This window comes from Citrifermentans bremense R1 (assembly GCF_000426865.1).
Classification (GTDB): Bacteria; Desulfobacterota; Desulfuromonadia; order Geobacterales; family Geobacteraceae; genus Geomonas; species Geomonas bremensis.
Window position 1 is genome coordinate 25,057 of record NZ_AUGE01000014.1, and the last position, 23,336, is coordinate 48,392.

24 protein-coding genes are annotated in these 23,336 nt (G+C 61.8%); 5 read left to right on the top strand and 19 right to left on the bottom strand.

Translation table 11 applies throughout. From position 1 onward, the window contains the following. Positions 1-14: 14 nt before the first annotated feature. Together K419_RS0110215 and K419_RS0110220 are read left to right on the top strand one after the other, a co-directional pair. Entirely contained in the window at positions 15-2,513 is a 2,499-nt protein-coding gene (locus K419_RS0110215) for an alpha/beta hydrolase (protein WP_026841498.1), read from the top strand. Between the two features lie 224 nt (positions 2,514-2,737). Continuing rightward, positions 2,738-4,363: a fumarate hydratase gene (locus tag K419_RS0110220; protein ID WP_026841499.1), complete on the top strand. Its 1,626-nt coding sequence runs from the start codon at positions 2,738-2,740 to the stop codon at positions 4,361-4,363. 171 nt (positions 4,364-4,534) lie between these two features. Here the strand turns inward: K419_RS0110220 and K419_RS0110225 are convergent, their stop codons facing one another. From K419_RS0110225 to K419_RS0110235, 3 genes are all read right to left on the bottom strand, one after another. After that, positions 4,535-5,035, bottom strand: coding sequence for a chemotaxis protein CheX (locus K419_RS0110225; protein ID WP_026841500.1), 501 nt, complete (start codon positions 5,033-5,035; stop codon positions 4,535-4,537). 243 nt (positions 5,036-5,278) lie between these two features. Continuing rightward, positions 5,279-6,241 (bottom strand): HD-GYP domain-containing protein, encoded by a 963-nt coding sequence (locus K419_RS0110230; RefSeq protein WP_026841501.1) that lies wholly within the window; start codon positions 6,239-6,241, stop codon positions 5,279-5,281. Between the two features lie 111 nt (positions 6,242-6,352). Then, a complete protein-coding gene (locus K419_RS0110235) occupies positions 6,353-6,532 on the bottom strand; it encodes a MerR family transcriptional regulator (RefSeq protein ID WP_026841502.1) in 180 nt (59 codons plus the stop codon). A 250-nt stretch (positions 6,533-6,782) separates the two neighbouring features. Here K419_RS0110235 and K419_RS0110240 point away from each other — a divergent pair, with 250 nt between their 5' ends. After that, positions 6,783-7,757, top strand: a complete 975-nt coding sequence (locus K419_RS0110240) for an HD domain-containing phosphohydrolase (RefSeq protein ID WP_026841503.1) — start codon at positions 6,783-6,785, stop codon at positions 7,755-7,757. A 55-nt stretch (positions 7,758-7,812) separates the two neighbouring features. On the opposite strand, the gene K419_RS0110245 is transcribed toward K419_RS0110240, so the two are convergent. Further along, on the bottom strand, positions 7,813-8,178 hold the full coding sequence (locus K419_RS0110245; RefSeq protein ID WP_026841504.1) for a glutaredoxin domain-containing protein: 366 nt from the start codon (positions 8,176-8,178) through the stop codon (positions 7,813-7,815). A 1-nt stretch (position 8,179) separates the two neighbouring features. Next, complete coding sequence (locus K419_RS0110250) at positions 8,180-8,566, bottom strand: S41 family peptidase (RefSeq protein ID WP_026841505.1); 387 nt, start codon at positions 8,564-8,566, stop codon at positions 8,180-8,182. Between the two features lie 108 nt (positions 8,567-8,674). Between K419_RS0110250 and asnS the strand changes: the two genes are divergently transcribed. Then, positions 8,675-10,060 carry an asparagine--tRNA ligase gene (gene asnS, locus K419_RS0110255; RefSeq protein WP_026841506.1) on the top strand — a complete coding sequence of 462 codons (1,386 nt, stop codon included), beginning with the start codon at positions 8,675-8,677 and terminating at the stop codon, positions 10,058-10,060. A gap of 160 nt (positions 10,061-10,220) precedes the next feature. Here asnS and K419_RS0110260 read toward each other — a convergent pair whose 3' ends face one another. From K419_RS0110260 to hpnJ, 4 genes are all read right to left on the bottom strand, one after another. Beyond that, positions 10,221-10,985 carry a DUF3108 domain-containing protein gene (locus K419_RS0110260; RefSeq protein WP_026841507.1) on the bottom strand — a complete coding sequence of 255 codons (765 nt, stop codon included), beginning with the start codon at positions 10,983-10,985 and terminating at the stop codon, positions 10,221-10,223. Positions 10,986-11,100: 115 nt separating this feature from the next. Continuing rightward, the gene (locus K419_RS0110265; protein WP_012529313.1) at positions 11,101-11,481 is read right to left on the bottom strand and encodes an EamA family transporter; all 381 of its coding nucleotides are present in this window, start codon (positions 11,479-11,481) and stop codon (positions 11,101-11,103) included. Next, positions 11,474-12,340, bottom strand: coding sequence for a hopanoid biosynthesis-associated protein HpnK (hpnK, locus tag K419_RS0110270; protein ID WP_026841508.1), 867 nt, complete (start codon positions 12,338-12,340; stop codon positions 11,474-11,476). The genes K419_RS0110265 and hpnK overlap by 8 nt, the downstream gene beginning before the upstream one ends. 7 nt (positions 12,341-12,347) lie before the next feature. Further along, positions 12,348-13,769, bottom strand: a complete 1,422-nt coding sequence (hpnJ, locus tag K419_RS0110275; protein ID WP_026841509.1) for a hopanoid biosynthesis associated radical SAM protein HpnJ — start codon at positions 13,767-13,769, stop codon at positions 12,348-12,350. 151 nt (positions 13,770-13,920) lie between these two features. On the opposite strand from hpnJ, the gene K419_RS0110280 reads away from it, so the two are divergent. Continuing rightward, on the top strand, positions 13,921-14,688 hold the full coding sequence (locus tag K419_RS0110280) for a phosphorylase family protein (RefSeq protein ID WP_026841510.1): 768 nt from the start codon (positions 13,921-13,923) through the stop codon (positions 14,686-14,688). Between the two features lie 7 nt (positions 14,689-14,695). On the opposite strand, the gene ptsP is transcribed toward K419_RS0110280, so the two are convergent. The 10 genes from ptsP to lptC all read right to left on the bottom strand — a co-directional run bounded on the left by ptsP (position 14,696) and on the right by lptC (position 23,281). After that, on the bottom strand, positions 14,696-16,456 hold the full coding sequence (gene ptsP, locus K419_RS0110285; RefSeq protein WP_026841511.1) for a phosphoenolpyruvate--protein phosphotransferase: 1,761 nt from the start codon (positions 16,454-16,456) through the stop codon (positions 14,696-14,698). After that, complete coding sequence (locus K419_RS0110290) at positions 16,437-16,703, bottom strand: HPr family phosphocarrier protein (protein ID WP_026841512.1); 267 nt, start codon at positions 16,701-16,703, stop codon at positions 16,437-16,439. The genes ptsP and K419_RS0110290 overlap by 20 nt, the downstream gene beginning before the upstream one ends. 10 nt (positions 16,704-16,713) lie before the next feature. Continuing rightward, positions 16,714-17,109 (bottom strand): PTS sugar transporter subunit IIA, encoded by a 396-nt coding sequence (locus K419_RS0110295; RefSeq protein WP_012529307.1) that lies wholly within the window; start codon positions 17,107-17,109, stop codon positions 16,714-16,716. Further along, on the bottom strand, positions 17,106-17,969 hold the full coding sequence (rapZ, locus tag K419_RS0110300; protein ID WP_026841513.1) for an RNase adapter RapZ: 864 nt from the start codon (positions 17,967-17,969) through the stop codon (positions 17,106-17,108). Before rapZ ends, K419_RS0110295 begins: the two co-directional genes overlap by 4 nt. Position 17,970: 1 nt before the next feature. Further along, complete coding sequence (hprK, locus tag K419_RS0110305) at positions 17,971-18,921, bottom strand: HPr(Ser) kinase/phosphatase (RefSeq protein ID WP_084154189.1); 951 nt, start codon at positions 18,919-18,921, stop codon at positions 17,971-17,973. Between the two features lie 150 nt (positions 18,922-19,071). After that, a complete protein-coding gene (hpf, locus tag K419_RS0110310; protein ID WP_012529304.1) occupies positions 19,072-19,620 on the bottom strand; it encodes a ribosome hibernation-promoting factor, HPF/YfiA family in 549 nt (182 codons plus the stop codon). Positions 19,621-19,685: 65 nt separating this feature from the next. Continuing rightward, positions 19,686-21,233, bottom strand: a complete 1,548-nt coding sequence (rpoN, locus tag K419_RS0110315; RefSeq protein ID WP_026841515.1) for an RNA polymerase factor sigma-54 — start codon at positions 21,231-21,233, stop codon at positions 19,686-19,688. Between the two features lie 266 nt (positions 21,234-21,499). Further along, positions 21,500-22,237 (bottom strand): LPS export ABC transporter ATP-binding protein, encoded by a 738-nt coding sequence (gene lptB, locus K419_RS0110320; RefSeq protein ID WP_026841516.1) that lies wholly within the window; start codon positions 22,235-22,237, stop codon positions 21,500-21,502. Continuing rightward, positions 22,218-22,706, bottom strand: coding sequence for a lipopolysaccharide transport periplasmic protein LptA (gene lptA, locus K419_RS0110325; RefSeq protein WP_026841517.1), 489 nt, complete (start codon positions 22,704-22,706; stop codon positions 22,218-22,220). The genes lptB and lptA overlap by 20 nt, the downstream gene beginning before the upstream one ends. Next, positions 22,706-23,281 carry an LPS export ABC transporter periplasmic protein LptC gene (gene lptC / locus K419_RS0110330; RefSeq protein ID WP_012529300.1) on the bottom strand — a complete coding sequence of 192 codons (576 nt, stop codon included), beginning with the start codon at positions 23,279-23,281 and terminating at the stop codon, positions 22,706-22,708. Before lptC ends, lptA begins: the two co-directional genes overlap by 1 nt. Positions 23,282-23,336: the final 55 nt, after the last annotated feature.

The window sequence follows — 23,336 nt, forward strand, 5'->3', positions numbered from 1 at the left end:
GACGAGGAGGTCATATGACCAGGCAGACGCAACGCGTGCTTTGCTGCATCATCCTGCTCCTGGCGCTCGCCGGGTGCGGTTACGACGGCGCGGTCTCCCAGGAGGCGAGCCCCAACACCGCCCTCTTCGACCCCGCCAGCGGCACTATCCCGCTCCCCAACGTCCTCGCCACCGCGAACGCCAAGGACCCCCTCACCCAGTACACGGACCCGGTTACCGGCAACGTCGGGCTGCGCCCCCCCAACACGCCCATGAGTCCGCTGGAGGCGCTGGCCTACGTCAACATCTACGAAGTCGGCGGCAGCGGGGCCGTCGCCGGCGTCAACGCCCCGATCTACATCCGGTTCGCCAGTCCCCTGGTCCCAGCCAGCGTCACCGGCGACAACATCAAGGTGTTCCGGATCCAAGCCGACACCCCCGCACCCGATGCGACGGAGAACCAGCCGTTGCGCTTCGCCGATGTCACCGGCAACTTCAGCCTGAGCTACACCCCCGGCAGCAGCGACGTCTCTTTATTCCCGAGGTCCCCCCTGCTTCCGGCCACCCGCTACCTCTACCTGGTCTCCGACCGGGTGCGGGACGCCTCGACCGGCGGCGCGGTGAGCAGTTCGGTCTACTTCGCAGCCCTCAAGTCCTCCCTTCCGCTGGCAGGGCCGTTCCAGCCGCTGGAGGCGATCCGCGCCAACCGCACCGACCAGGCCGGAAACGTCGTCTTCTCCGGATATCGGAAGGTCCTTGACGATCTCACCGCCGCCCCGGCTCAAACGAGTGTGTCGAGCCGGGACCAGGTCGCGCTGATCGGGCGCTTCAATACCACCGCCGCGCAGTTCATCGCCACGGACCCGGCAGCGCCGTTGGCAAGCATCGTCCCGGTGGAGAGCGCCTTGCGCGCCTTCGCCGCGGGGAGCGGGGTGCCCGCAGGGCTTCCCGGCAAGAGCTGGATCGGCGCCGGCCTAAACTCGGTCACCGTGACCACCCCAGCCGGCCTTACCCCGCAGGGTTACTGGTCAGCTGTGCTGGCGGGGACAGGTCTCAGCGCCTCCCCCCCGGCGAGCGTCGGCGCCGTCGCGACCGGCAGCTTCACCAGCGCCGATATCTCGGTGAGCCCTACGGTCGCGCGCAGGAGTACCACCATGAACCTCAACCTCCCCTTCGGGCGCTACAGCGCGGCCAGCGCCGTGCTGCAGCCGTTCAGGGATCCGGCGACGCACAGGCTCACCGGCTTCTACCATTCAGAGCGCCAGATCCCCTTCGTGTACATAGCACCGGCCGGCGCTCCCCCCGCAGGGGGATGGCCGCTCGCCATCTACCAGCCAGGCATCAACCGTCACAAGGAGGACGTCATCGCCCTGGCCGGGAGCCTCACCGGGGCGGGTTTCGCCGTGGTCGCCATCGACCTCCCGCTGCATGGCGCACTCGCCCTTCCGGGGCACACGACCGGCACAGCATGGGGGGAGGACTTCATAGCGCTCGGCGCGCCGCTTGCCACCCGTACCAACATACAGCAGGCGGCCTTGAACCTGCACCGGTTAGAACTGGTGGCTGCCACCCCCTCCTTCGACCCGGCGCTCGCCTCGCAGGGGTTCGCGGCGCTCGGTGCCAATGCCCCCAACCCGCTCGTGAAACCTAAGTTCGTCGGCATGAGCCTGGGCGCCATCGTCGGCGCCTACTACCTCGCCGGGAACACCACCTTGCCGGCAGCGCCAGGCACCCCTCCCTACACCCAGGCGACGCTCGACGCCGACATGAAGGGGCTCCTGAACGGCCCCGGCGGCCGCGTCGCCTACCTCTTGAGGGACAGCCCCTACTTCGGCCCGGGAATCGTCGCCGGGCTCGCGGCTCACGGCATCGAGCCGGGGACGCCGCTCTACCACCAGTTCTTCCAGCTCACCCAGTCGGTTGTCGACCCGGCCGACCCGGCCACCATGACCACGCCGCTTCCCAACCTAGCGACGGGGACTCCGCTGCCGTCGCGCCTCTCCGGAAGGGTCCTGATGCAGGAGGCGACCAGCACGAGCTTCGACGCCTCAGGCCGCCCTACTAACGGCGACATAGTCATCCCCAACTCCAGCACGCGCTATCTCGGCAACGCGCTTGGGGGGCGCGAGGTGCTGGGAACCCCGGAGGCGCGGGCGACGGCACCGGGCTTCGACCAGTTGAGCTACCTCTCCGGGCGGGTCCCCGCCCCCTTCATGATAACCCTCGCCGGCGGCCTGCCGGTCCCCAAGGTAGCGCCTGCCGCCGGGAGCGCGACGGCGACCGCCCCCCGCGAAGGGTACTTCCAGTTCGACCAGCCGGACGCCAAGCACGGCTCCTTCATCGACCTCGCCGGCTCACCGGAGACGCTCAGGCACATGCAGAGGCAGATGGTGTATTTCGTCCTGAACGGGATCGCCGTCGACCCGACCGTGGTCTCGCCTGCCCTCCCCAAGGTCCCGGTCGGGACCGGAGGGAGGATTGAGTACCGCATCACCCCGCCCCGTACCATGAAGGTGTTCGGCTCTCCCAAGTAGACGGAGAGCTCCGCCTCCCGCCGCAGTTCATGAAAGCCCCCCTCCGCCCGGCAGGGGGGCTTTTCTGTTCCAGGGGCGCGCTTGGCTTCAATTCCCTCTCGACAAAGTGAGCCTTTTGCAATATATTCCGGGATACTGTATACAAATTTTTCCTGCCTTCAGTCCCGGCAGGAGCCGATAGAGCAGACTGTCACCATCATCCCAGCAAAAGGAGAAGAGAATCGATGGCAACTCCAGAGTTCAAGTACCAGGAAGCCTTCCCGCTAGGGCCGGACAGCACCAAGTACCGCCTGATCCCGGATTCCAAGCAGTACGTGTCGGTGTCCAACTTCGAGGGGCAAGAGATCCTCAAGGTGGCGCCCGAGGCGCTTACCATCGCGGCCAACGCCGCCATGAAGGACCTCTCCTTCATGCTGCGCCCGGAGCACAATGAGCAGGTAGCCAAGATCCTCGCCGACCCGGAAGCCTCCCAAAACGACAAGGGTGTCGCCCTCGCCTTCCTGAGAAACGCAGAGGTCGCAGCGCAGCTCGAACTCCCCATCTGCCAGGACACCGGCACCGCCATCGTCATGGGCAAAAAAGGGCAGCAGGTCTGGACCGGCGCCAACGACGAGGAGTACCTCTCCAAGGGGGTCTACAAGACCTACACCGAGGAGAACCTGCGCTACTCCCAGACCGTGGCTCTGGACATGTACAAGGAGATCAACACCGGCACCAACCTCCCGGCCCAGATCGACGTCTACGCGACCAAAGGGGCCGAGTACAAGTTCCTTTTCATGGCCAAGGGGGGTGGCTCCGCCAACAAGACCTATCTCTACCAGGAGACCAAGGCGCTCCTTAACCCGGACAGCCTGATCAAGTTTCTGGTCGCCAAGATGAAGACCCTCGGGACCGCGGCCTGCCCGCCGTACCACCTGGCCTTCGCCATCGGCGGCACCTCCGCCGAGGCGTGCCTGAAGACCGTGAAGCTCGCCAGCGCCAAATACCTGGACGCCCTCCCCACCTCCGGCAACGACGGCGGCCAGGCGTTCCGCGACGTCGATCTCGAGCAGCAGCTCCTCAAGGCGGCCCAGGAATCCGGCATCGGCGCGCAGTTCGGCGGCAAATACTTCGCCCACGACGTGCGCATCGTCCGCCTGCCCCGCCACGGCGCCTCCTGCCCGGTCGGCATGGGGGTCTCCTGCTCCGCTGACCGCAACATCAAGGCGAAGATCAACAAGGAAGGGATCTGGGTCGAGCAGATGGACGACAACCCGGGCCGCCTGATCCCCGAGCGTTTCCGCGGCAAGCACGAGCACGGCGTCAGGATCAACCTGAACCAGCCGCTCAAGGACGTCCTTGCCGAGTTGACCAAGCACCCGGTCTCCACCCCGCTGCTCCTCTCCGGAACCATCGTGGTCGGCCGCGACATCGCCCACGCCAAGTTCAAGGAGATACTCGACTCCGGCAAGCCGCTTCCCGAGTATCTGAAGAACCACCCGATCTACTACGCAGGCCCGGCAAAGACCCCGAAAGGGAAGCCCTCCGGCTCCTTCGGCCCCACCACCGCCGGCCGCATGGACTCCTACGTCGACCTCCTGCAGGAAAACGGCGGCTCCATGATCATGATCGCCAAGGGGAACCGCTCCCAGCAGGTCACCGACGCCTGCAAGAAGCACGGCGGCTTCTACCTGGGCTCCATCGGCGGCCCGGCTGCCATCCTGGCCGAAGAGAACATCAAGAAGGTCGAGTGCATCGACTTCCCCGAACTCGGAATGGAGGCGGTCTGGAAGATAGAGGTTGAGGACTTCCCGGCGTTCATCCTGGTGGACGACAAGGGGAACGACTTCTTCAAGCAGCTGGGCATCTAGGCGCCTTCGCGCCTAGGCTACGGCCCCAAGCTGTAACAGCGAAAAGAAAAAAGCCCCCGTTGCCGTCAAGGCAGCGGGGGCTTTTTCCGTTGGAGGAGTAGCGGAGGAGCCGTATAAATAGGAACCGGTGGCCGTATGGTTTTTCCACCCCCTAGCCCCCAGCCCCTGCCTTTACATGTAGACCATGACCCGGAAGGTGAGCCTGCCGTCCATGGTGGTGAAGGGGATGGTTACCCCCTTGCATTGAACCACCATGCTCCCGTCGCTAGCCGCCTGCTCGGGAGGGTCGGTGATCGGCCTCAGGCGGCCGGAGAGTACGAGGGGAAGTCCCAGCGCCACGCTGCCGTACTGCTCGTGGTACTTGGTCTTGAACACGCCGGCGATGTTGTTGACCACCTCGCCCACCGCGTCGTTGATCGATTCGTCGTCCGCCTCGTCCATCATCATGAGTTCCTTCGCTATCTGCTCGGCGGGCCCTTTCTCGGTGGCGAAGAGGATGTAGCCGACCCGGTCTCCGGCGACCCCGACGATGCCGACCACGTCGCTGTGCAGCGGGTTTATCTTCTTTTCCACCTTCCCCGCGAAGATGTCGGTGTTCATGTAGCTCTTGAAGGTATCCTGCGTGGCGGACATGATGGTGAACATGATCTCTTCGAACGTGATACTGCTCAAGGCAACCTCCTGAGGTTCAATTGGCAATTGACGGTTCGCAATTGACAATTGATGCTGGTATTCGTCTTAAACCAATTGACAATTGACAATTGATAATTGACAACTAAATGCGCTGGTACAGAACTAGAGCAAGGTCCTTCCCTTTTTTTTCAGCACCTCAACTCCTAAATCAGACTGGATACTGCTCGCTGTGTCTTTGGTGTGTCTTCGTTGTCAATTGTCCATTGTCAATTGTCAATTGGTTCACAAGAACTGCGCCGGGTTTTCGGTGCAGACGATCCCTTCCAGTACATCGAGCAACCGCTCGTTGAACGATCCCTTCATCTCCTGCTTCATGATGGAGACGGCAATGGCGGAACTGAGGGCCTTGCGGCAGGCACGGTCGATGGTTAAGGTGCAGTAGACGTCGCAGATGGCGGCGACTTGCGCGCTGCGGGAGATGGCCGGCCCTTTCAGCCCCTGGGGATACCCGTTGCCGTTGTTGCGCTCGTGATGAGAGCGCACGACTCCGAGCGAGATCTCGGAAAGCCTGGTGTTTTTCTTGAGGTACTGGTATCCCTCTTCCGGATGCTTGCGGTATTCCTCGACCTCGGCCTTGGAGAGCTTCCCTTCGTTGTTCAGGATCGCTGGCGCAACGAATACTTTGCCGAAATCGTGCAGGAGAGTCCCGATACCGACGTCGAGCATCTCGTCGTGGGACAGAAGGTAGGCCTCCGCATGCAGCAGCACCGACAGCGCTGTCACCTGCAGGCTGTGCACGAAGGTGTAGTAGTTGTGGGCCATCACGCTTTCCAGGGAATTGAAGGAATCGCGGTCGCTGGCCAGATACTGCAGCAGGTTTTCCACCAGTCGCTTGCTACGGGAAAAATCGGAGACCTTCTCTGGGTGTTCGAAGATGTCCCCCACGAAGTTGATGGAGGTCTGGTAGATGATCTTTCCTTTGGTCTTAGCCTGCAGCGTGTCGTCCTTCAACACGCGCTCGGCATTGTTCTCCATGAAGGTCGTGATCACCTCCAGGTCGGCCGGACTCACGAAGAGGAACTCCACCTTGTTTTCCATGAGCCGTTCCTGGTCACTGGCGGTGAAATTGCGGCCATGGCTCTTATAAAGGATGTATTTTTCGCCACTTCTGATGTAAAGGGCCACATCCGGGAAGAGATCGGCCTGGATGCTTTCTATGCTGACGGGTACGTACATCTCCCCCATGACGCCACCTCCGTTGTTACCTTTGCCCCCCTGCGTTGGTGGGCACAGGAACTATATCGGCAGCACGCCCATGAGCTTAAGGGCCAGCAGGGCTTTTTCCATTTTTAATGGCTATATCCCGGTCAGTTCCTCGATCTTCAGTTCCAAGTCGTCCCCGTTTACCCGGACCACCCCGTTTTCCTCCTCGGTCCGGATCACCCCCTCGTCGATCCACACCCTGAGCCGATCCTCTTCCACCCCGAATTTCTGGGCCGCTTCCGAGATGGTGTACCAGGTCTTCGTTATCAGCATGGTCTCCCCCTTTGCCAGGTCTTCCCGAAGATCGAGAAATTAAGAAAACAAATTCGGCGTCGTTTTAATTACAACTCCCCGATGCATGGTACCGCTCTTGCCTAGCGTGTCAAGCGGCGCCAAGCGCAGCTTCCCGCTGAAGTATCGCCGAGTTCGCCAGCCTCAAAATTTTTTCCTTTTCTCATGGGAACTTCTGCCGATAAGTACCAGGCACACTGCTTAATGAACTGTGCCTGCCGGAGATGAACCAATGCCCAACAAACAAGAACGCGAAACCATCCTTTTCGTCGATGACGAGAGAAGCTACCTGGCCTACACCAGAGGGGTCTTCGAGAACAGGGGGCTCAACGTACTGACTGCCGCGTCCGCACTGGAAGCGCTGAAGATCGTCGAGGAGCAGAATGTCGCCGTAGTCATTTCGGACAACGAGATGCCCGGGATGCGAGGCATAGAACTGCTGTCAAAGATCAAGGAGGTCTCGCCGCACACGGTGAAGATCATGATGACCGGAAGCGCCGACCTCTCCACCACGCTGGCCGCCATCAACAGCGGCGAAGTCTTCCGTTTCGTGCTCAAGCCGTGGAAGAAGGCGGATATGCTGCGTGCGGTGAAAGACGGCATCCGCAGGTACCGCGTGCTGCAGTCGCTCAAGCGCGAGGACGAGTTCATCCTGTTCTCGCTGGCACAGACCATCGAGCTGAAGGATGCCTCCACCAAGGGGCACTGCGACCGCGTGGCAACGCTGGCCAACAAGATCGCAGAACGGCTGGGGGTGTCCGAGGAGATAAAGCAGGAGATCAGGTACGGCAGTTGGTTGCACGACTGCGGCAAGATCGGGGTGCCTGAGGCGATACTGAACGCGGAGCGCGGCCTGACCGACGAGGAGTTCCAGGTCGTGATGAAGCACCCGGAATGGGGATGCGAGGTGGTGCGCAAGGCGAACCTATCGAAGACGGTGCAGAACATCGTCCTTTACCACCACGAACGTTACGACGGCAGGGGGTACCCACAGAAGCTGGACGGAGACCGGATACCGATCGAGGCGCAGATAGTGGCCACCGCCGACATCTGCGACGCCCTGACCATGGACCGCCCCTACCGCAGGGGATTCACCCGTGACGAGACGATCCGGACCATGAACGAGATGAAGGGAAACCACCTGGCGCCGCGCCTGGTGGAGGTCCTTCTGGAGGTTCTGGCCGAAGAGGCCGAAGTGCAGGGATAAAAAAAGGGAGCGCATTCGCGCCCCCCTTCGTGTGCCTATCATGCTGCCCGCCAGGTTACTTCTTCCGGTATTGATCCAAGGCCTTTCGCACCCGCCCCTCGTCGAATCCCTTCAGCACCTGGGCATCATCCCCAATCACGATGACCGGCACTCCCTGGCTTTTGTACTTCCCGGTCAAAAGTTCCATCGCATCGCTGTCGAGTTCGACGTCGCGGTTGATGAAGGGGATGTCGTTACGGGTGAAAAATTCCTTCGCGGCCTTGCAGTGCGGACACCACGAGGTCGAGAACAGTACTACCTTGGGATACTTCTGCGCCGGAGCGTGCTGGCCCAGCGGGCTCTGCGGCATCTGCCCCGCGGCCAGGCCCGAAAGCGGAAGTAGAAGGAAAAACGCCGTTGCTGCTGTCATGAATCTACGCATGTCACTCCCCCTTTTGGGCGCCCTTTTTACCGGACCCATCGAGCTTCAACTGCCGCCGCACCATGTTGAAACTGAGCGTCTTCGGATTCCCCGGCCGCCGCACCAGGATGAGCACGGCGCTTCCGGCCCGCCCGCGCAGCCTGCGTTCGACGATGAACTTGAAGTCGCTCCCGAGGGTCGGCGTCCCGTCCACCTGGGTTATCACGTCCCCCGCCTTGATTCCGGCCAGATGCGCCGGCCCGCCAGCCACCAGCTGCCTCACCACGATGGTGCCGTCGGCCCTGGGGACGCCGTCGATACCGACGCCACCGAAACCGGGCTCTTTGCCGGAAGCGGCCGGCGCCATCAGGAACAGGCAGAGCAATAGGGCGAAAATACTCTTCATCATAGGGAGCAAACCTATACGAACCCCGGGTGGATTGTCAACTATGCTTTTGCTGTGGCCCGACCTGTATGCTATAAATGGTCATTAATATCTACCAGCGGAGCGGCTCACATGACAGCGAGAACCAGGGTAAAACAGGCACTGAGCGAGGGACGGCCGGGCGAGGCTTTACTGCTCAAGGGGTGGGCGAGGACGGTGCGGACCGGCAAGGGGGTGACCTTCATCTCCCTGAACGACGGATCGACACTGGCGGGGATACAGGTGGTGGCCGAGCCGGAGCTTGCCAACTATGCGGAGGTTGCCGCGCTAGGCACCGGAAGCGCGCTCACCGTGACCGGCGTGCTGCAGGAGTCGCCGGCAGCGGGGCAGGAACTGGAGCTCAAGGCGCTCTCGGTGGAAGTTGTGGGTGCGGCGGACCAGGAATACCCGATGCAGAAAAAAAGGCACAGCTTCGAATACCTGCGCACCATAGCCCACATGAGGATGCGCAGCAACACCTTCGGCGCCGTGTTCCGCGTCCGCTCGGCGCTGGCCCAGGAGGTGCACCGCTTCTTCGCCGAGCGCGGCTTTCTCTACGTGCACACCCCCATCATCACCGCCAACGACTGCGAGGGGGCGGGAGAGCTCTTCCGCGTGACCACGCTGGACCTGGACAACCCGCCCCGGCTCGAGGGTGAGATCGACTTCGCGCAGGACTTCTTCGCTAAAGCCACCGGCCTTACCGTGAGCGGGCAACTGGAGGGGGAACTCTTCGCCCAGGCCTTCTCCGACATCTACACCTTCGGCCCCACCTTCCGCGCGGAAAACTCCAACACGGCGCGGCACGCGGCCGAGTTCTGGATGATCGAGCCGGAGATGGCCTTCGCCGACCTCTCCGACGACGCGGACCTCGCCGAAGCCTTTCTGAAAAGGCTCTGCCGCTTCGCGCTGGACAACTGCGACGAGGACATGCGGTTCTTCAACGCGCAGATCGACAAGGGGCTCGTCGAGCGGATAGAGGGGGTGGCGCAGGCCTCCTTCGCCAGGATGGACTACGGCGAGGCGATCGAGCGGCTCAAGAAGGCGCCGGTCTCCTTCCAGTTCCCCGTGGAGTGGGGGCTCGACCTGCAGTCCGAACACGAGCGCTACCTGACCGAGCAGGTGGTCGGCGGCCCGGTCTTCATAATGAACTACCCCAAGGACATCAAGGCGTTTTACATGAGGCTCAACGACGACGGCAGGACCGTCGCCGCCATGGACCTCCTGGTCCCCAAGGTGGGAGAGATCATCGGGGGGAGCCAGCGCGAGGAGCGGTTAGAGCCGCTGATAGGGCGGATGAGGGAGGTGGGGATCGAGCCGGATTCGCTTTCCTGGTACCTCGACACCAGGCGCTGGGGCTCGACCCCGCACGCAGGCTTCGGCCTCGGCTTCGAAAGGCTGATCATGTACCTGACCGGGATGGAGAACATCAGGGACGTGATCCCTTTCCCCAGGACGCCGAGACACGCGGAGTTCTAGGAAACCAATTGACAATTGACGATTGACAATTGACAACGAAAACCAGCCCCTTTGGAGGGGCGCTCTACCGAAGGCCCAAACGGAAAGGGGCCGGCGGGTCAGCTTTTAGCTGCCTTGCCGGCCCCTTCTTTTTGTCAGTCGCGGAATGTGGTTAGCGCGCCTAGTTGCTGGCGGTGCGGTCGCCGTTGGCGGGCCAGTAACTGCCGCCGGAAATGGTGGCGGTGATTTTGCCGATCTTCACCTTGGTGGTCATCTTCACCGGGATGCGCAGGGAATCGTCGGTAAGCCAGACGGTGACGTCGCCGGTACGGGAAAAATAACCTTCGGCCTTCATAATCGGCTTCACCACGATGGTCTTGAACCTGCCCAGCGGGGTGCTGATTTCCTCGCGCCTCAGCACCTTCACTTCGGTATTCCAGAGCGTGTTGAAGTCGTAAATGTCGACGTAGACGGACCTCCCGGGGACCAGCTCCAGGGTCCTGACGTAGTAGACGCAGGAAAGGGAATCAAAGGTATTGGCGCTGATCTTGTCCACATGCTTGGACTTCTCCAAAAGGTTGCGCGACTCCACCTTTAACTCCTGCGGGTCGAAGTAGGCCTCTTTCAACCTGCGGTGGCTCCCCTCCTGGATCTTGTTGCGGGAGTACTTCGGGGTCCCGAAGCGGTCGCCGCTGCCGCGGATGATCACGGATTCGGCGCGGTCGTCGACCTTGAAGAAGGTGTCGATCCAGGAGTTCGAGCGCGTGGTGGAAACGATGTGCATCTCGTTTCCTTTGGTGGAAACCTCGTGTACGGAGGTGGCGGCCTTCAAGCCGGTCCAACTTACGTCGTAGACCAGCTTCTCGTTGTTGCTGAAGGCTGAGGCGGGAAAAGCATGCAGGGGAATGAGTAAAGCGGCCAGTATAATGAGGACGAAAATTTTCATGACTACAGCTTATATCCACTTGGAATTATTTTTCAAGGGAAAAAGCCTAGGTTTTATCTAATGTTACACAGCTGCCCACGGCCGGCGCTTCTTCTATGACCGTCTTAAAAGAAGATTAGGCGCCGGAACTCTTGGTTATCATTATAACGCCGACCGCCACCAGGATGGTCCCGGCCCAGCGCATGGGGCTCACTATCTCGTGCAGGAAGTACTGAGACAAAAAGGCCACCAGTATGTAGTTCAAGGCCTGCATCGGCAGCGCCACGGATAGGTCTTCCCAGGAGAGGACCGCGAGCCACAGAAAGAAGAAGATGGCGAGCATCGCGGTTCCCAGCACCAGTTTCGGCGTGGTCAGCGCCTGCTGGGAGACTTTCAGTATCCCCCTGAAATTCATAGTGGAGAGATCGCCCAGCTCTTTCATGCCGCTGGCGAGCAGCACGTCCCCGATGGTTCCGGCGGTGACCGCCATCAGCATGACCACAACGGTCTTAAGCATACGTCTTTTCCTCTCCGCGGTAATTTCTGAGCCGTATCCCCAACTGGGCCAGCTTCTGCGCCGTTTTCGGGCTGGTCAAAGCGGCCAGTTCCTGGTCGTGCAGGTAATCCGGCATCCGGCGCTCCAGCGTCTCGCAGGGACGGCGGCCGGGATGGAAGTAGATCTCGGTGAGACCGTCCCCCACGCCCTCCAGCGCCCGCAGCAGGTACTGTTCCGTCATCCGCCCCGAATTAAGCAGCCCCTTCACCTCGGCGGCGTACCGGATACCGAGCCGGTCGAGCATCGGGCGGCAGCGCTTGGCGAGCGAGGCGAAGATGAAGGCGTCGGCGCATTTCCCGACGATCCTCTTTCGGTCCTGGGCGAGGTTCGCAGCCAAGTTCTCGCGGGTGAGCCGGAAGCTTTTGATGCCATAGCGCGGCATCAGCTCGCAAAGGATGTCGAACACCACCGGGTGCATGTGGATGTTCAGGTGCCCGTCGATGTGGGAGAGCTCAAGCCCGGCATCGAGGCACTTCCGGATCTGCGCCTCGATCTCCTGGTGCAGCTTCTTTCTCAAGGGCTTCAGGAAGAAAAAACGCATCCCCGCCAGCACCGGGTCGTCTCCGAAGTAGCCGCTTGCGTCGGTCAACGGCGGCAGTCCGTGTTGCGTCAGCACGCCGCTTCCCTGCACCAGGGTCAGGTGCAGCCCGACCTGCAGAAGGGGATTGGCGCGCGCGTACGCCACAGCCTCCTCGAAGGCGTCCCCCCCGACCATGAGCGAGGCGCTGGTCAGTACCCCGTCCTCCCAACCCCGGAATACGCCGTGGTTGGCGCCCCTGGAAAGGCCGAAGTCGTCGGCGTTGATCACTAGCTCTTTCATCGACTCCCTAGGCGCAGGTCTGCTTGCGCTTTCTCATGTAGCTTAGGTACTGCGCCCCCTCCTTGAGAAGCTTCTTGCGCTGGGCGGAGTCAACCAGCATGCTGAAGAGGCTGCGCGCGATGTAACGGGGGCGGAAATAGAACTTGTTGTAGAAGAGTTCGACGGCGTCGAAGATCTCCTTATTGGAGAGGTCGGGGTAGTTGATGACGCATTTCTGGTGCCCGCTGGCATCCAGGAAGCTGTCCGAGGCGATCCACCCCTCCTTGAGCGCCATATCGTAGAACTCGGTACCGGGATAGGGGGAGGCGAGCGAGACCTGGATCGAGGTGAGGTTGAGATCTATGGCGTAGGCGATGGTCTCCTTGATGGTCTCCCTGGTCTCCCCGGGAAGCCCCAGCACGAAAGCGCCATGTATGGTAAGGCCGAGCTTGTGGCAGTTCCGGGTGAACTCGATGGCCTGCGCCTTGGTGACCCCTTTCTTGATGTTCTTCAGGATCTGCTCGTTCCCCGTCTCGTAGCCGACCACCACGTGGTGCATCCCGGCGTCGCGCAACTCCTTGAGCGTCTCGTAGTCGCAGTTGGCCCGGGCGTTGATCACCCAGGAGACGTTGAGCGGCTTGATGGCCCGGGCGATCGCCTTTGCGTGCTCGCGATCGGCGGTGAAGGTGTCGTCGTCGAAGGAGATCTCCTTCACCTGGGGGAGGTTCTCCTTGATCCAGCACACCTCTTCGTACACGTTCTGCGGGCTCCTCTTCCTCAGGGTCCGCCCGGAGAAGGTCTGGGGCCACAGGCAGTAGATGCAGCGCGAGGGGCAGCCGCGGGAGGCGTAGATGGAGACGTACGGGTGCCGGAAATGCGGGATGACGTACTCCTCGATGGGAAGGTCGCGATGGTAGACCTGGCTTGCGAAGGGGAGGCTGTCGAGATCGGCGATGGGGGGGCGGTCCTTGGTGTGCACCACCTTGCCGTCCTGCAGAAAGCTGATGCCCTCCACCTCCAACCAAGGCTTTCCTTCGCAGAGCTCCTTGGTGGAGTAGTCGAACTCGCCGCGGCAGACTATGTCGACGGCGCCGGCGGCGAAGCGAAGCGACTCCTCGGGGAGGACGCTCACGTGGGGGCCGGTCAGCACGGTGACGGTGGCTGGGTTCTGGGCCTTGACGCGGCGGGCGGTTTCTACGTCGATGGCGAGCGTCGGGGTGGAGGTGTACATCACCACCATGTCGAACTCTTTGGCGATCTTCAGGCAGGCATCGAGATCGAGCCGCTGCACCGGGGCATCCACGACCCGGGCTCCGGGGATCATCCCTGCGGGATAGGTAAGCCAGCCGGGAAACCAGAAGGAGGTAACCTCGCGGGAGGCTTGGTAACGCGCACCGGCCCCCCCGTCGAAGTCCTCGAAGGTCGGCGGGTTAAGAAATAGCGGCTTCATGATTCGCCCTCCAGATTAGCAGTGTCACACAAAAATTAGAGGCCTGACTATATGTCGGCGCATCCAGTTTGTCAAGTTAACCCTCTTTGACATTGCGGCAAAAGCCCCGCTCTGTTAAAGTGCGCGAACCAAACTACAGGAGCGCCTGGCCATGAAGATAGAGTGCCTCGGGGCGGTGGCCGCCATGCCCCAGGAGATAGCCCCGCTTTTGCGACGGGTGCGGCGGTTCCAGAAGGAAAAGATCTCCGGGTTCAACCTGTACCGCTTCGACTGCGGCAGTACCCGCGTCGCCCTGATCGAATCCGGGATGGGGCCCGACCACGCGGCTCTTGCCACGGCAGCCCTGATCCGGAGCGCCTCGCCGCATGTGATCCTCAACTTCGGGTTCTGCGGCGGCGTGCTCCCCGGCCTAACCGTAGGCGACCTAGTGCTGGCCGAGCGGGTCTTCGCGCTTGCCGGGGGGAGACTGAGCGAGGCGCTCACACCTCCTCTGCCGTTGACCTCCCCGATCCTGGAAAGCTGCCGCAAACGCGGGCTCTCTTCCCGGCGCGGCTCCTTCATCACCGCCACCGGTGTGGTGAACAAGCGCGCGCTCGCGCAGACGCTGGAGGGATCGATTCACGAACCGGTGCTGGAAATGGAGAGTGCTGCGGTGTTCCGGGAAGCCGGGAAAGCCGGAATCGAAGCAGTGGCGCTCAGAGGGGTGAGCGACCCGGCAGAGGAAGAACTTGGCTTCGACATCGCCGAGATCTGCGACTCCGAGCTGAACCTGAGCCCGTGGCGGCTCGTGCTCACCCTGGCCAAGAGACCTTTGCTGGTCCCGCAGTTGATCCGGCTGGCGCGCAACTCCAAGGTAGCGGGGGCAAACCTGGCGCTCGGGGTGGAGCTTGCGCTTTTGGCGCTTAGCGAAACCCAGTAAAAAGGGGTCAGTCGAAGCTCTCGGAGAAGCGTGCCGCTATCTCTCCCTTCAAGTAGGCGTCCGCTTCGGCCGCGGTCGAAAAGGAAAGGGCGCGCGAGGCGACCTGGCGGGCCTCCTCCATGCTGCAGCGGCGCAGGATCTTCTTGACCCGCGGTATGGAGACCGCGTTCATGGAAAGCTCGTCGAAGCCGAGACCGAGAAGGACAGGGAGGTACTCCGGCTCGCCCGCCATCTCGCCGCAGATGCAGGCGTCAATTCCCGCGCCATGGGCCGCGTCCACCACCATCTTCAGGGAACGGAGCACCGCCGGGTGCAACGGCTCGTAAAGCGAGGATAGATGTTCGTTGGTGCGGTCGATGGCAAGGGTGTACTGGATGAGATCGTTGGTGCCGACGCTGAAGAAGTCGACCTCCGCGGCCAAGAGGTCGGCGATGACCACGGCCGACGGGATCTCGATCATGATGCCGACCTGGACCTCTTCGTCGAACGGATGGCGCCCGCGCAGCTCGGCTTTTGCTTCCTCCAGGAGCGCCTTGGCGGCGCGTACCTCTGCCACCCCGGAGACCATGGGGAAGAAGAGGCGGACTTCGCCGAAGGCACTGGCCCGGAGGATGGCCCGGAGCTGGGCCTTGAAGGCCTCGGGCTGGCGCAGCGAGAAGCGGATCGCCCTTACCCCCAGGGCCGGGTTCATCTCGTCGGTAAGTTCCGGATCGGTGAGGCACTTGTCGCCGCCTATGTCCAGCGTCCTGATGGTCACCGGTTGCGGGGCCATCTTCTTCACCAGCGCCGCGTAGGCCTCGAACTGCTCCTCCTCGCCGGGAAGCGTGCTCCGGTTCAAGAAGAGCATCTCGGTGCGGTACAGGCCGATCCCCTCGCCGCCGTGCCGGTGGATGCCGGCCACTTCCTCGATGAACTCGACGTTCCCCTTAAGCCGCATCCGGTAGCCGTCCAGAGTCACGGCCGGCAGGTCCCGCAGCTTCAGCAGTTCCCTTTCCACGTACTCGTAGCGCTGCTTTTTCTGCAGGTAGTCCCTGAACTGCTCGACGCCCGGGTTGACTATGACCACGCCGGCGGCGCCGTCGACAATCAGGGTATCGCCCTCCCCCACCTCGAGCGTGGCCCGCTCCAGACCCACCACGGCCGGGATCTCGAAGGCGCGCGCCAGGATGCAGGAGTGGGAGGTCTTCCCCCCCAGGTCGGTGATGAAGCCGATCACCTTCTCCTTGTCGATCTGCAGGATGTCCGCCGGGGAGAGGTCGTGGGCCACCACGATCGCCTTCCCTTCGATCTTGGCGATGGACTCCTGCTTCTGCCCTACCATGTTCCTGAGCACCCGCTCGACCACCGTCTCCACGTCGTTGCCGCGCTCGCGCAGGTAGTCGTCCTCCACGCCGTCGAAGAAGGACTTGAAGCGCGTCAGGGTCCTTTTGAGCGCCCCTTCGGCGTTGATGCCGAGCCGTTCTATGTACTGGGTGGTCTCGCCCACCAGCATGGTATCGTCCAAAAGCATCAGGTGCGCGTCGATGACGCAGAGGTGTTCCGGGCCGTGGGTGCTGGAGAGCTGGTCCTTGAGGGCGCAGAGCTCCCCCTTGGCCCGCTCGATCGCCTTGGCGAAGCGCGCCACCTCTCCCGGGATCTCCTCGTGCGCCACCACCACCTCGGTCACCGGCACCCGGCGCCGGTCCGTGATGCGGACCTCGCCGATGGCGATCCCGGCGGAGGCGCCGATCCCCTTCAGCTCTTTGGAATCACTCCTCTCCAAACCCATTGCGGATCAGCTCCCCGATAGCCGCGAACGCCTCGGCGTCGTCCGGCCCCTCGACCTTGAGCACGACGGTGCTCCCCTTCCCCGCGGCCAGCATCATGATCCCCATGATGCTCTTGCCGTTCACCTCGATCCCCTCGCGCTCAATCCTGATCTCGGAGGCGAAGCGGCTCGCCGTCTTGACCAGCAGCGCGGAGGCCCTGGCGTGCAGTCCCAGCTTGTTAGGTATGACGAATTCACCCTGAATCATAGTTGACCTTTTATTTCTTCAGGTAGTCACCGGCTACGGTGATCCCCTCGACGGCGCTCTCTTTGAGCTTGAGACCCAGTTCCCCCACGGTGCAGCGTCCGCGCTCCTGGGTGAAGCGGATCAGCATGGGGAGGTTCACGCCGGTAAGCACCTCGACGCGCCCCTCCTCGAGAAAGGAGATGCTCATGTTGGAAGGGGTCCCCCCGAACATGTCGGTCATGATGATGGCGCCCCCCTCCGAGACCCGGGCCACAGCGTCCTTGATGGCGGCCATCACGTCCGTTGCGGAAGCGTCCGGGGTCACCCCCACCGCCTCGGCGAGTTCCAGCTTGCCTACTATCATCTCCGCCGCGGCCAAGAGCTCGCTGGCCACCCCGGCATGCGCTACCAAAAGCAATCCTATCATCCCAACCCCTTATCTATGTCCCTGTGTGTAATCTTGATGTTCACGTTTCTCTGGCGGAAGTAGCTGTAAAGCTCCTCCGCGATGGCGACCGAGCGGTGCCTGCCGCCGGTGCAGCCGATGGAGACCGAGAGGTACGACTTCCCCTCCCTGCGGTAACTGGGGAGCAGGAGTTCCAGCATGTCCCTGAAGTGCTCCAAAAAGACCACCGTCTCCTTGTGCCCCATGACGTACTCCCGCACTCCCTGGTCCAGCCCCGAGAAAGGGCGCAGCGTGGCCACGAAGTAGGGGTTCGGGAGAAAGCGGACGTCCATGACCAGGTCGCTCTCCAGCGGCAGGCCGTAGCGGAAGCCGAAGGACTGCAGGTTCACCTGCATCTCCAGCACCCCCTCCCCCCCCTTTACCAGCCCGATCACCAGCTCTTTCAGGCGGTGCACGTTCATCTCCGAGGTGTCGATGATCGCCGTGGCGATGCGCCTTAGGCCCGCGAGCTGGTCGCGCTCGAAGCGGATACCCTCGGGAACCGTCGCCCCCTCAAGCGCCGGGTGCCGGCGCCGGGTCTCGGAGAAGCGGCGGATCAGCACCTCGTCGGTGGCGTCGAAGTAGAAGATCTTGACGCTGTGCCCGGCGGAGGCGATGGCCTGGAAGACCTCGTCGTACCCCTTGATGAAGTCGCGGGAGCGGATGTCCATCACGAGGGCTACGTCTTTTATGTCCTCGCGTGAGTGCTCTACCAGTTCGATGAAGGTGGTAACGAGGGAGACCGGGAGGTTGTCCAGGCAGAAGAACCCCTCGTCCTCCAAGGCGCGCACGGCGGTGGATTTTCCCGAGCCCGAGAGCCCGGTTATGATGACGATGCGCATGCTATTCCACCTCGTTGCCCAGCGGCCGGAATTCCAGGCGGGCCAGGAGCTTTTCGTGGAATTCCCGCGCGGAGTGGTACCCCATCCCCTTCAGGAGGAAGTTCCTGGCGGCCACCTCGATGATGGAGGTGAGGTTCCTGCCCGGGCGTACCGGGATCTTCAGATGCGGCAGGTCCACGCCCAGGATGGTCTTCATCGGCTCGTCGATCCCCAGGCGCTCGTACTCCTGGCTTGCGTCCCACTCCATGAGCTCCAGGACCATGTCTATGATCTTCTTTTCCCGGATGGAGGAGACCCCGTAGAGGTCCTTGACGTTGATGATCCCTAAGCCCCTGATCTCCATGTGGTACTGGATCGACTCTCCCGCCTGCCCGACCAGGGCCGCGGGCATCTTCTTCTTGATGTGGATCACGTCGTCGGCAACCAGCCGGTGTCCGCGGATCACCAGGTCGAGGGCGCACTCGCTCTTGCCTATGCCGCTCTTGCCTAAAAGCAGCACCCCCACGCCCAGGACGTCTACCAGCACGCCGTGGATGTGGGTCGAGGGGAGCAGGCTCTCCTCCAGGAACTTGGTGATGAGGGAGATGAAGGTGGAGGACTGGTGGTGCGTGCCCAGAAGCGGGATTCCGGCATCATGGGCGCTCTTCTTAAGGAATTCGGGGGGATCGAGCCCCTTGGTGACGATGAAGCAGGCGATGGGGTAGCTGCAAAGCTTCTCGATGTGCCGGCTCCCCACTTCCTCGGGGATCTGGCTCAGGTAGGAGATCTCGGTGTTGCCCAGTACCTGGACCCGGTCCGGGTGCAGGTGCTCCGTGTACCCGGTGAGCGCGAGCCCCGGTTTCTGGATGCGGGAACTGTAGAGACGGTTGGCCAGTCCCGCTTCGCCGCCGAGCAGCTGCAGGTCCAGGCCGTAGGCCTTGTCTTCCAGAAGATCCTTGATGCTGAGGCTCATGCTTGTCAATTGCGTCGACCTTTCCCCCGTGCAAGCGAAAAGCCCCAAAAGGGGCCATAGATGGTGGGAGGCGCCACGGGGGGCGCCTCCCTATCCTTTACCGGGAGCTAAAAGCTCCCTTTTTCAGCATGGCTGCCGGTGTGCCGCCGATCAGGCGATCTCCGGGGAGATCAGGCCGTAGTTGCCGTCTTTCCTGCGGTACACCACGTTGATCTTCTCGGTGGAGGACTCGGTGTAGACCAGGAAATCCTTGTGCAAAAGTTCCATCTGCATCACGGCTTCCTCGACGGACATGGGCTTCATGGAGAAGCTCTTGGTCTTGATGATGACCGGGGCCTGTGCCCCCTCTTCGATGCTCTGAGCCTCGACGATGCTCTTTTGCACCTGGCGCTCGCGGGCGTCGGGGGCGGGCTTGTGGGCCTTGATGCGCTCCTTGAAGCGGCGCAGCTGGCGCTCGATCTTGTCCGAGACGGCGTCGATGGAGGCGTACATGTCGTTGGTTTCTTCTGCGGCCTTGATGGTGATCCCCTTGGCGGTGATGGTTACCTCGGCCATGTGACGGATCTTCTCAACGGTCAAAAATACCTGGACGACGATCGGCTCGTCTATATATTTCTTAACCCGCTCCAGTTTCTCTTCTGCGTAGCTCTTGAGAGCGTCGCTCGGCTCCATGTGTCTGAACGTCACGGTTGTTTGCATAATAAGTACCTCCCTTTATTGTCAATACACGCGGCTCACGCGCCGGCCGACGGCGGCGCCCGCGTTTAGAAATGCTTCTTGCGCTCCGAAGACGAGCCGATCCTAAGCATCTCGCGATACTTGGTAACGGTGCGGCGGGCGATGACGATGTTGTGGTCCGAGAGGAGTTCCGCCAGGCGCTGGTCGCTGTAGGGGCGCTTTGAGTCCTCGTTGTCCACCAGTTCCTTGATCTTGCTCTTCACGCTCTCGGAGGCGATGAAGTCCCCCTCCCCGGTCGAGATGCCGGAGTTGAAGAAGTACTTCAGCTCGAAGAGCCCCTGCGGGGTCTGCATGTACTTGTTGGTGGTGACGCGGCTGATGGTGGACTCGTGCATGCCGATGTCCTCGGCGATGTCTCTGAGGACCAGCGGGCGCAGGTGCTCGATGCCGCGGTCCAGAAAGTCGCGCTGGAACTTGACGATGCTCTTGGCCACCTTGAAGATGGTGCGCTGGCGCTGCTGGATGCTCTTGATGAGCCACAGGGCGGAGCGCATCTTCTCGCCGATGTAATCCTCGGCCACCTTGTCCACCGGCCGGCTGCTCTTGGCGTCGGGGGCGTAGATGGGGTTGATCCTCAAGTTGGGCATCCCCTCGTCGTTCAGCATCACCACATACTCTTCACCCACCTTGTGCACGAAGATGTCGGCCGAGATGTACTGCACGTCGTCGCTGCCAAAGACCCGCCCCGGCTTCGGATCGAGTTCCGCGATGATCCTCGTGGCGGCGAGGATGTCGTTCACCTCCACCCCCAGCACTTTGGCGGCCTGCTTGTACTTGTGGCTCTCCAGGTCCTTCAGGTGGTCGCGCAACAGCGACTCCACGAGGCTCCCCCCCATGCCGAGGCTGCCGACCTGGATCAGGAGGCACTCGCGCAGGTCGCGGGCTCCGACGCCGACCGGGTCGAACTCGTGGATCCGCTTCAACACCGAATCGACCAGCGGCACCAGCACGGTAGCGGAGAAACCGCCCGCAGCATCGGCGATCTCTTCCTCGCAGGCGTCGGCGCAAAGCCCCGACCACTCGAGCATCTCCTCCTGGAACGGGGCTACCTGCACGCAGGCGGAAGCGACGTCCTCGAGGGAGGCGCGGAGGTAGCCGTCCTCGTCGATGTTGCCGATGATCTCGGCTCCTACCGCCATCTCGCGCTCGGTGAGGCGGGTTAAGCTCAGCTGCCACATCAGGTGGTCGAACAGGGTGGATTTCTTGGTGAGGAGGTTCTCGAAGGAGGGACGGTCCTCGTCGTCGTAGTACTGCTCGCCGGAGCTGTAGTTGTAGCCGTCTATGTAGGAATCCCAGTCCGCTTCGCGCGTCTCTTCGCCGGCCCGCACTTCCTGGAAATCGCTCGCTGCGGCCTCCGGCTCGGCTTCCTTCTCGCGCAACTCGATCTGCTCGGGTTCCCGGATCTCCTCCTGCTCGATCGCCTCGTCGAGTATGGGGTTTTCCTCCAGCTCCTGACGTACTACGTCCTGCAACTCCAGCCGGGAAAGCTGGAGGAGCTTGATGGCCTGCTGCAACTGGGGCGTCATCACCAGTTGCTGACTCATTTTCATCTGCTGGCGCATCTCTATTGCCATAAGTCCTCGCTGAATCCGTGTACTGCTACGACAGTTCCTTTCTAAGCGGATAAAGTTCTACGTGCTGATTATGCGTTGTTAGTCGCCGGTTTAACAGTTACAAGCTGCCCGTTCTACGTTTGCTGTCCTTTATTCGGCTGCCGTCTGCCTCAGCTATGACTTGCGCCTATGCTCATTATAACCGCGGAAAGGCATTTGGAAAACCGGGAAAGCATTATTTTTTTAAAACGAAGGAATTGAAAACAGAACAAAGAACGTCGCCGCCGTCAAAGCCTGAATTTATCGCCCAGATAGATCTCGCGGGCCTTCTTGCTCTGGGATATCTGGACCGGGTCCCCGCATTCCAGCACCTCTCCGGCGCTCATGATGTAGGCCTTGTCGCAGACGCCGAGGGTCTCCCGCACGTTGTGGTCCGAGATCAGCACCCCGAGCCCCTTTTCCTTCAGGGTGGTGATGATGCTCTGTATGTCGATCACCGCGATCGGGTCGATGCCGGCAAACGGCTCGTCCAGGAGGATGAAGGCCGGATCGGTCGCGAGCGCCCGGGCTATCTCGACCCGGCGCCTCTCGCCGCCCGAAAGCGCGTACCCCTTGCTCCCGGCGATGTGCTCGATGCGGAATTCCCCCAAAAGCTCCTCGACCCGCTCCCGGCGCCTCACCTCTTCAAGGTCCATGGTCTCCAGTACCGCCATCAGGTTGTCCCTCACGCTCAGGCGCCTGAAGACGGACGGCTCCTGGGGGAGATAGCTGATGCCGCGCCTGGCGCGCTGGTACATGGGAAGCGCCGTGATCGGCTCGCCGTCCAGGATGACTTCCCCCTGGTCCGGGCGGCACAGCCCCACGACCATGTAGAAGGTGGTCGTCTTGCCGGCCCCGTTGGGACCCAAAAGCCCAACCACCTCACCCGACGAGACCTCGAGGTCCACGCCGCGCACTACCATGCGCTTGTTGAACCCCTTCTCAAGCCCCCTGGTGCAGAGGGTGCTACGGTTTTGCGCCGACATTTTTCCCTCCGGGGTGAATGACCGCTTCCACCCGCTCCTTCGGGCCGCCGGTTACAATGCTTCTCTGCTCGTTGATGAAGTAGGTGATCACCTTCCCGGTCACCACGTCATCCCCTACCACGACCCTGGGGTTGCCGTCCAACAAAATCACCCCCCGCTTCGGGTCGTAGACCGCGTGCCCCCCGGTAGCCTGCCGAATCCCCTGCAGAATCCTGACGTTGCCGAATGCCTCCACCTTGGAGAGCTCGTTGCCGTCGCCGGCGGAACTCACCACCAGCCGGTCCGTGTACAGGGTCAGCTCGCCCTGGTGGGCAACCACCTTCCCCTCGAAGGTCGCCGTCTTCTTCTCGTTATCGGCAGTTAAGTTGTCGGACTTAACCTTCAGGGGCTCATTTCCGCTTATCGGCGCGGCAATAGCCCCAGAAACGAGCAGCAGCAACAGTATTAACTGGCAAAAGACGCTCCGCATCACCTGGCCTCCTGCTGCCGAAATACGGCGCTCACGTCCTTTTTCAACTTGAACCTCCGTGTCTGCGTCTGAAACTCCATCCCTACCCCTTCCAGCTCGTTCCCCCCGTCGCTGAAGCGGACCCTTTCCTCGCTCACCAGCAGGGAGCGAGACGCCAAGTAGCTCAGGTTGGAGGCGGAGAACCGAAGCCCCTTGCTGCTCACCCCTGTTACGTTGCCGGACAGGACCACGTCCCGGGTCCCGTTATGGTACAGCGCACGGTCCGCAGTGATCACCAGGTCTCCGAACTTCGCTGCACCTGCCACCGTAAGCCGTACCGTCGCCAGGGAGGTCAGGTCCTTTTTCTTGTTGTACTCGGCTTTCTCGGCCGCAAGGTCCCACCGCTTCACCCCCTGTTTGGTTTCCGTGTAGTGGAACTTCTGCAACGAGATGTCCACCTGCAGCGGAAGCTTCCTTACCGGCAGCTTCGGCACCATACCGTGATCCATTCGCAACAGAATTGTTCCTACCACCAAAAGGGATGCTACGATGGCCACCAGACCGAGAAATCGCTTGATATTATTGAAGTTATTCATAATTCCGCTGCAAAGTATAGCATCATAAAATTTCACTGTAAAGCCAATTTTGGCC

Bases quoted from the DNA above. Each gene is read 5' to 3' on its own strand.
- K419_RS0110215 (WP_026841498.1), top strand. From the start codon at position 15: ATGACCAGGCAGACGCAACGCGTGCTTTGCTGCATCATCCTGCTCCTG.
- K419_RS0110220 (WP_026841499.1), top strand. From the start codon at position 2,738: ATGGCAACTCCAGAGTTCAAGTACCAGGAAGCCTTCCCGCTAGGGCCG.
- K419_RS0110230 (WP_026841501.1), bottom strand. From the start codon at position 6,241: ATGGGGGAGATGTACGTACCCGTCAGCATAGAAAGCATCCAGGCCGAT.
- K419_RS0110235 (WP_026841502.1), bottom strand. From the start codon at position 6,532: ATGCTGATAACGAAGACCTGGTACACCATCTCGGAAGCGGCCCAGAAA.
- K419_RS0110240 (WP_026841503.1), top strand. From the start codon at position 6,783: ATGCCCAACAAACAAGAACGCGAAACCATCCTTTTCGTCGATGACGAG.
- K419_RS0110245 (WP_026841504.1), bottom strand. From the start codon at position 8,178: ATGCGTAGATTCATGACAGCAGCAACGGCGTTTTTCCTTCTACTTCCG.
- K419_RS0110250 (WP_026841505.1), bottom strand. From the start codon at position 8,566: ATGATGAAGAGTATTTTCGCCCTATTGCTCTGCCTGTTCCTGATGGCG.
- asnS (WP_026841506.1), top strand. From the start codon at position 8,675: ATGACAGCGAGAACCAGGGTAAAACAGGCACTGAGCGAGGGACGGCCG.
- K419_RS0110260 (WP_026841507.1), bottom strand. From the start codon at position 10,985: ATGAAAATTTTCGTCCTCATTATACTGGCCGCTTTACTCATTCCCCTG.
- K419_RS0110265 (WP_012529313.1), bottom strand. From the start codon at position 11,481: ATGCTTAAGACCGTTGTGGTCATGCTGATGGCGGTCACCGCCGGAACC.
- hpnK (WP_026841508.1), bottom strand. From the start codon at position 12,340: ATGAAAGAGCTAGTGATCAACGCCGACGACTTCGGCCTTTCCAGGGGC.
- hpnJ (WP_026841509.1), bottom strand. From the start codon at position 13,769: ATGAAGCCGCTATTTCTTAACCCGCCGACCTTCGAGGACTTCGACGGG.
- K419_RS0110280 (WP_026841510.1), top strand. From the start codon at position 13,921: ATGAAGATAGAGTGCCTCGGGGCGGTGGCCGCCATGCCCCAGGAGATA.
- ptsP (WP_026841511.1), bottom strand. From the start codon at position 16,456: ATGGGTTTGGAGAGGAGTGATTCCAAAGAGCTGAAGGGGATCGGCGCC.
- K419_RS0110290 (WP_026841512.1), bottom strand. From the start codon at position 16,703: ATGATTCAGGGTGAATTCGTCATACCTAACAAGCTGGGACTGCACGCC.
- K419_RS0110295 (WP_012529307.1), bottom strand. From the start codon at position 17,109: ATGATAGGATTGCTTTTGGTAGCGCATGCCGGGGTGGCCAGCGAGCTC.
- rapZ (WP_026841513.1), bottom strand. From the start codon at position 17,969: ATGCGCATCGTCATCATAACCGGGCTCTCGGGCTCGGGAAAATCCACC.
- hprK (WP_084154189.1), bottom strand. From the start codon at position 18,921: ATGAGCCTCAGCATCAAGGATCTTCTGGAAGACAAGGCCTACGGCCTG.
- hpf (WP_012529304.1), bottom strand. From the start codon at position 19,620: ATGCAAACAACCGTGACGTTCAGACACATGGAGCCGAGCGACGCTCTC.
- rpoN (WP_026841515.1), bottom strand. From the start codon at position 21,233: ATGGCAATAGAGATGCGCCAGCAGATGAAAATGAGTCAGCAACTGGTG.
- lptB (WP_026841516.1), bottom strand. From the start codon at position 22,237: ATGTCGGCGCAAAACCGTAGCACCCTCTGCACCAGGGGGCTTGAGAAG.
- lptA (WP_026841517.1), bottom strand. From the start codon at position 22,706: ATGCGGAGCGTCTTTTGCCAGTTAATACTGTTGCTGCTGCTCGTTTCT.
- lptC (WP_012529300.1), bottom strand. From the start codon at position 23,281: ATGAATAACTTCAATAATATCAAGCGATTTCTCGGTCTGGTGGCCATC.